Consider the following 7,393-nt stretch of genomic DNA (forward strand, 5'->3'; position numbering starts at 1 on the left):
AAAATAAGAGAGACAGTCTCAAAAGGAGAAAAGTATGCGTTTAGACAAATATTTAAAAGTATCACGAATTATTAAACGTCGCCCAGTAGCCAAGGAAGTGGCTGATAAAGGCCGTATTAAAGTCAATGGTGTTTTGGCAAAATCATCGACTGATTTAAAAATAAACGATGAAGTTGAAGTCCGTTTTGGTAATAAACTATTGACAGTTCGTGTGTTAGAGATGAAAGACAGCACTAAAAAAGAAGATGCTGAAAAAATGTATGAAATCATTAGCGAAAAGCGAGTAGAAGCCAATGAAGAAACCTAACGTTGTTCAACTCAACAATAACTATATCAAAGATGAGAAACTTAAACGTCGCTATGAAATCGAAGAAAATACCAAGCGTCATCGATTCATGGGTGGATTACTCTTAATTGTAATGCTACTTTTCATATTGCCAACTTATAATCTCATCAGCAGTTATCATAAGTTACAAGAGAAGAAGGACCGAGTCATCCAGCTAAAAAAAGATTACCAGTCTGTTTCTAAGGAAGTCAAAGATAAAAAGAAATTAGCCGATAGTTTGAAGGATAATGATTTTGCTGCCAAATATGCTCGAGCAAAATATTACTACTCTAAGGAAGGGGAGATGATTTTCCCTGTTCCAGATTTATTACCAAAATAATGGAAAATTTAATTGAAACGATAGAAAAATTCTTACAGTATTCTGATGAAAAATTAGAAGAACTCTCAGAAAAAAATAATGCCTTAAGACGAGAAGAAAGTGAGGAAGAGAAAGACTAAATGAAGAAAATAGTCCTTTTTATGCTACTTCCTTTTTTCTTTAAAACTCTTCCAGTCATTAGTACTGAGGTTGATTTCAGTTTGACCGATGCGCAGAGATATCAGTTGTCACAGACAGCAACCTCACCTACAACTAGCCTACAAATTCCCAAAAATCCAGTTTTAAAAGTATCTGTTCCAGTTTATAAAGATGCGGATTTAAAAACTCCTGCAAAAACATTATCATCAGATGATTCTTTACAGATTCAAGCTGTTGAAATAAATCAATTTGGTTTGCCTGTTTTTCACTTGGCTGATCAGACTTATATGTTAGCTGATGAAACACTTTATTATCAAGATGTTGTATTAGAGCAGACACCATTATCGGAAACCTATTGGACACGAAAGATTGATAAGATTTATGATAGTCCTTTCATTAAAGGCAGTAAAGAAGTTTCACAGAAACCTAAAGACTACACGCAGGTCAAGGTAACTGCAGTAGCTACAACACATAGTGGAACTTATTATCAGTTGGATCAATATGGTTGGGTTGAAGGACATATGATTTCTAGTCAAGATAGCAGAATGGAAAAAGTCCAAGACATGTTGAGAAAAAAATATCAAAAAGCGGACTATGGTATTAGTGTCAAACAATTGGAAACTGGACAAGTTGCTGGCATTAACGCTGACAAGAAAATGTATGCAGCAAGTCTAGCTAAGCTGCCCATTTTGTATTACACGCAAGAGGCGATCAATCAAGGAAAAATCAATAAAGATACTAAGTTCAAATACATTTCTAAAGTTAACGATTTTTATGGCTCTTATGATCCTAGTGGAAGTGGTAGTCTTCCAAAAAAGGCGGATGATAAAGAATATACCGTTGATGATTTAATGAAGAAAGTAGCTCAACAATCAGATAATGTCGCAAGTAACATGCTGGCTTACTATGTTACGGAACAATTCGGAACAGATTTTCAAAATTATATTGAGACAATTTCAGGAACAACTTGGGACATGAAGAAACGCGACGTTTCACCAGAAACAATCACTACAGTATTAGAAGCTCTCTATCATCAAAATGGTTTCGTTCTTGACTATTTATCGAAAACAGATTTTGATGACAAGCGTATCTCAAAAAATATTTCAGATAAAGTTTCTCATAAAATTGGAGATGCCTACGATTACAAACATGATGCTGCTATTATTTATACAAAGTCGCCATTTATCCTAACCATAATGACGAATAAAGCGGATTACGATGACATAACAGCTATTGCAGATGATATTTATGAGATTTTAAAATGATTAAACCAATTGATTTTTTAAACCATGTTCAAAAAAAACAGTTTTTTTCCTCCCATCACAAGGTGCTCATAGCTGTTTCAGGTGGAGTAGATTCGATGAATCTACTGCACTTTTTATATGTTTCACGTGAAACTCTAAAAATCGATATTGCTATAGCTCATGTGAATCATCATCAGAGAGAAGCTTCTGAAATTGAGGAAACTTATCTCAAAGATTGGGCTGATAGCAATAATCTTCCTTTTTACGTAGGACATTTTAAGGGAAAATTCACTGAGAAAAAAGCGCGTGATTTTCGTTATAATTTTTTTAAAGAAATCATGCAAAAAGATGGTTACACTGCGTTAGTAACTGCCCATCATGCAGATGATCAAGTTGAAACGATTTTCATGCGAATGATTCGTGGGAGCAAGCTCCGATATCAAACGGGAATAAAAGAAAAACAAGCCTTTGCTAACGGAGAGCTGATCAGACCCCTTCTACCGTTTTCTAAAAACGATTTTCCAGAAATTTTTCATTTTGAAGATCATAGCAATCAAGAAAATGATTATTTGAGAAATCGAATTAGAAACCGTTACTTACCCGAGTTAGAGCAGGAGAATCCTAATATCAAGCAAGCTCTACTAAGACATGGTCAAGATATGGTCGTGCTGATAGAGGCTTTACAAGATTTAACAAAAGATATTGATAAGCAAAATTGTTTGGTTTTTCAGCGACAAACCTCAGCTGTTCAACATTTTTTATTGGAAGAGTATCTGTCTAATTTTCCTGATTTACAAATGGGGCAATCACAATTTGAACAATTATTGTATAATCTGAATAACTCTAAGAGTTATGATTTCCCATTAACAAATCACTATAGGTTCAAAAAAAATAAAGAACGTTATAGCATTTATAAAATCAGTCCAGAGACGGATAGTCATCCACAAGAAGTTTTGTTAGAATATGGCTCATTAGTCACTTTAGAAAATTATTCTTTCTCTCATAGTGAGGCACACGAAAGCTATTTGGAGTCTATCCCGCTACCCTCTAAAAAGCCAGTCATTCTGAGACATAGAAAACCAGGTGATAGAATTCTGGTAAAAAATATTTCTAAAAAGTTGAGACGATTCTTTATTGATGAGAAAATACATGAGGAAGATAGACGAAGAACAATCATCGTTGAACAAGATAATCATATTGTGGCAGTGATATGTCAGGGAAAAACATATTTGAGTAATCCTTATTATCATGATATAATGAGGGGTAAATTGTATATTCAAAAAATGTAGAATGGTGAACAACTATGTTAGAACAAGATATAAAAAAAGTTCTTTATTCAGAAGAAGAAATTGTCATTAAGTCAAAAGAACTTGGTGAACAATTAACCAAAGATTATGCAGGAAAAAATCCTCTACTTGTTGGTGTTTTAAAAGGTGCAGTTCCTTTTATGGCAGAACTCATCAAACACATTGATACGCATGTTGAAGTTGATTTTATGGTTGTTTCTAGCTACCATGGTGGAACAACATCTAGTGGCGAAGTCAAAATCCTTAAAGATGTGGATACAAATATCGAAGGGCGTGATGTTATTTTCATAGAAGACATCATTGACACCGGCCGTACACTTCTTTATCTGCGAGATATGTTTAAGTACCGCAAGGCAAACTCTGTTAAAATTGCGACACTATTTGATAAGCCCGAAGGGCGTGTTGTTGATATCGATGCGGATTATGTTTGTTACAACATTCCAAATGAATTCATCGTTGGTTTTGGTTTAGACTATGAAGAAAATTATCGTAATCTCCCATACGTAGGTATTCTAAAAGAAGAAATCTACACTAAGTAAAAAATTAGAAGGTCACTCCGTTTAATGAATAATAAAAACAATAACGGTTTTGTGAAAAATTCCCTATTATACATAATGGTGATTGTTGTTGCAGTGACAGCCTTTCAATATTATTTTAGTGGAAACAATTCTCAAAGCCAGCGTATTAGCTATACTAATCTTGTCAAGCAAATCAAAAAAGGTGATGTCAAAACAATCACCTATCAACCCAGTGGTACGGTTCTAGAAGTAACTGGACAATATAAAAAGGCTAAAAAAGTAGAAACAACTACTGACTTAGCTTTTTTAGGGGATTCTAATCGAGAAGTCAAAAGTTTTACAAGTACGATTTTGTACAAAGACTCTTCTTTAAATACTCTTCAAAAAGCAGCAGACGATGCAGACGTTAGCATCAAAGTGAAACAAGAAAGTTCTAGTGGAACTTGGATTTCTATTATCATGAGCTTCTTACCGTTGCTTGTCATGATCGTTTTCTTTAGCATGATGATGAATCAAGGTGGTGGCGGTGCACGCGGAGCGATGAGTTTCGGTAAGAATAAAGCCAAAACTCAGAGTGAAGGCAATGTAAAAGTTCGCTTCTCAGATGTTGCTGGTGCAGAAGAAGAAAAACAAGAACTTGTTGAAGTTGTTGATTTCTTGAAAAATCCTAAAAAATATAAAGCTCTTGGAGCGCGTATTCCTGCAGGTGTTCTTTTAGAAGGACCTCCAGGGACTGGTAAAACCCTTCTTGCCAAAGCAGTAGCGGGTGAAGCAGGTGTTCCATTCTTTAGTATTTCAGGATCCGATTTTGTTGAAATGTTCGTTGGTGTTGGTGCGAGCCGTGTTCGTTCACTTTTCGAAGATGCTAAAAAAGCTGAACGAGCAATCATCTTTATCGATGAGATTGATGCTGTTGGTCGTCGTCGTGGAGCTGGAATGGGTGGTGGAAACGATGAACGCGAACAAACACTCAACCAATTACTTATTGAGATGGATGGTTTCGAAGGTAATGAAAGTATCATCGTTATCGCCGCAACTAACCGTAGTGATGTCCTTGATCCAGCTCTTCTACGTCCAGGACGTTTTGACCGAAAAGTTCTCGTAGGACAACCAGATGTTAAAGGACGTGAAGCAATTTTACGTGTTCACGCTAAAAATAAACCATTAGCAGATGATGTTGATTTGAAAGTTGTTGCTCAACAAACACCAGGATTTGTGGGTGCAGATTTAGAAAATGTCCTTAATGAAGCTGCTCTTGTTGCTGCTCGAAGGGATAAAAAAGTCATTGATGCTTCTGATATTGATGAAGCAGAAGATCGTGTTATTGCTGGTCCATCTAAGAAAGATAAGTCAGTATCACAACGTGATCGTGAATTGGTAGCATTCCATGAAGCAGGACATACGATTGTTGGTTTAGTGCTTTCAAATGCTCGAGTAGTACATAAAGTAACCATTGTACCGCGTGGACGTGCCGGCGGATATATGATAGCACTTCCTAAAGAAGACCAAATGCTCCTATCTAAAGACGATATGAAAGAACAATTGGCAGGTCTAATGGGTGGACGTGTAGCAGAAGAAATTATTTTCAACGTTCAAACAACAGGTGCCTCAAATGACTTTGAACAAGCAAGTCAAATGGCTCGTGCAATGGTAACAGAATATGGAATGAGTGACAAACTTGGACCTGTTCAATATGAAGGCAATCACTCAATGATGCCAGGACAATTGTCTCCAGAAAAATCATACTCTCCAGAAACAGCCCAGATGATTGATGATGAAGTTCGTGAACTACTTAATGATGCGCGTAATAAAGCAGCTGACATCATTAATGAAAATCGCGAAACTCATAAATTAATTGCAGAAGCTCTTCTCAAGTATGAAACATTGGATGCTGCTCAAATTAAATCAATCTATGAAACAGGAAAAATGCCTGAAGAAGTAGATGATGACAAAGAAGCACATGCTCTATCATATGATGAAATCAAAGAAAAAATGACAGAAGAATAGATTAAAAATTAGGCTCTATCGTTTCTGCAGTGGCCTTTAGCCGCTACAGAGATCATAGGCCTTTTTTACTGTCTCAAAAACAGACTTAAAGCAGTGGTGAAGAAATCTCTGTTAGGAAAAAGTACTCATTGCCTTTTCGTTAAGTTAACGTAAAGGCGTTTGATAAAACTGTAGGACTCTATGGTGCTGTCAAATTGATAAAGCACTGTTTTAGAATGCAGGACTAATTTCCTATGAAAAAAAGATCAAACTTTCTAGGCACAAGCATCTGCAGCTGTTTTTCTATTTTTTACGAAAATTTTCGCAAGCAAAATGTTCTTTAGTATCACCTGTTTTATAGTCTTTTAACTTAACTTTGATACATGGTCACTTTCGACTTGCCGTACTCAAGTACTGTCCGCGTCTCAGCTCCTTGTCTGAAAATTAATTCATTTGACTATAGTAAGAATTTTGTCAACATATGTGGGACAAGTCAAGGTCTTGTATTGAAAATACCATCACTAAAACAAGACATTATTCAAGACAAAAGAGGGAATATTATTATGCGATTTATATTTGGAGTTGATCTCAGGAAAATAAGAGCAGAGGTAGCTGTTTTTATAACTAACAAAATAGTTAATTTTAAATCATACTAGTTGATTCCAGTGACTTGAATCGCTTACTGGAAGATTTCAATTAAATCCACCAGAGACTAATTCCAAGGCTACAGGAGCTTATTTTCAGCGCTTTCAATCCTTTTTTAAAAAATAAGGTTACGTTTATACACGGCTAAATCCTTTAGAAGTTAAGAAATGATTAAATACCTTATGTTGCCCTAAACGTAGATAATATTGACATTAAAAAATCAGTTAAACTACAATTTTTACTGACTTATAAACTTAGCTATATCCCAAAAAGCTGTCAAGATTTACACAATAACAATCGTTTTTATTCTCGAACGTTTAGGTAAACCTTAATACCTGAAGAGATTACCAATAAGACACAGGATTTTTCAGTAGAGTTCCGCTATTACCATAACATCAGCGCTTACTCACATTTTTTAACTAATTTAAGACCAGTGAGCGTTGTCAGTTACAAATTTTAATAGTCTTAAAATAAATCTGACATCACCACTGCTCTTCAATTACTCTTATTCTAACGTCAAGTTAAAAGCAACCAACAGACTAAACAAGGTCACTACATGTAAAAACTTAGATTTTCACCCCAAAACTATTGACAAGCAACAAGAAGATATAGTAATATATAAAAGTTCTCAAAACGAGCGAATGTTGTCAGAAACAAAATAAAAAAGATGAAAAAAGTTATTGACAAGCAACGGATAGTTTGATAGAATAAAGAAGTTGTCTCGCGAGAGGCAATGAAAGACCTTTGAAAACTGGATAAAGAAACCAAACGTGCGGGTTACGAAAGTAACCTGTCAAAAAGAGAAAACGTCAGAAAGACACACGAGTGGGAACTCAAAATCTTAAAAATTAATGAGAGTTTGATCCTGGCTCAGGACGAACGCTGGCGGC

General features: G+C 35.4%; 7 protein-coding genes. All 7 read left to right on the forward strand.

Features of this window, described 5'->3' with window-relative positions; translation table 11 throughout:
* Positions 1-34: 34 nt before the first annotated feature.
* Genes A3IA_RS0111500 through ftsH form a run of 7 tightly spaced genes read left to right on the forward strand, consistent with a single transcriptional unit; the run spans position 35 to position 5,879 of the window.
* Positions 35-307 (forward strand): RNA-binding S4 domain-containing protein, encoded by a 273-nt coding sequence (locus A3IA_RS0111500; protein WP_018381468.1) that lies wholly within the window; start codon positions 35-37, stop codon positions 305-307.
* Positions 294-665 (forward strand): FtsB family cell division protein, encoded by a 372-nt coding sequence (locus A3IA_RS0111505; RefSeq protein ID WP_018381469.1) that lies wholly within the window; start codon positions 294-296, stop codon positions 663-665. Before A3IA_RS0111500 ends, A3IA_RS0111505 begins: the two co-directional genes overlap by 14 nt.
* Positions 665-784 carry an SP_0009 family protein gene (locus tag A3IA_RS12190; RefSeq protein ID WP_018381470.1) on the forward strand — a complete coding sequence of 40 codons (120 nt, stop codon included), beginning with the start codon at positions 665-667 and terminating at the stop codon, positions 782-784. Before A3IA_RS0111505 ends, A3IA_RS12190 begins: the two co-directional genes overlap by 1 nt.
* A complete protein-coding gene (locus A3IA_RS0111515; protein ID WP_018381471.1) occupies positions 785-2,068 on the forward strand; it encodes a serine hydrolase in 1,284 nt (427 codons plus the stop codon). It abuts the gene before it with no gap.
* On the forward strand, positions 2,065-3,336 hold the full coding sequence (tilS, locus tag A3IA_RS0111520; RefSeq protein ID WP_018381472.1) for a tRNA lysidine(34) synthetase TilS: 1,272 nt from the start codon (positions 2,065-2,067) through the stop codon (positions 3,334-3,336). Before A3IA_RS0111515 ends, tilS begins: the two co-directional genes overlap by 4 nt.
* A 14-nt stretch (positions 3,337-3,350) precedes the next feature.
* Positions 3,351-3,893, forward strand: a complete 543-nt coding sequence (gene hpt, locus A3IA_RS0111525) for a hypoxanthine phosphoribosyltransferase (RefSeq protein ID WP_018381473.1) — start codon at positions 3,351-3,353, stop codon at positions 3,891-3,893.
* 24 nt (positions 3,894-3,917) lie between these two features.
* Positions 3,918-5,879, forward strand: coding sequence for an ATP-dependent zinc metalloprotease FtsH (ftsH, locus tag A3IA_RS0111530; RefSeq protein WP_018381474.1), 1,962 nt, complete (start codon positions 3,918-3,920; stop codon positions 5,877-5,879).
* Positions 5,880-7,393 lie beyond the last annotated feature (1,514 nt).

The organism is Streptococcus thoraltensis DSM 12221 (genome assembly GCF_000380145.1).
GTDB classification, from domain to species: Bacteria; Bacillota; Bacilli; order Lactobacillales; family Streptococcaceae; genus Streptococcus; species Streptococcus thoraltensis.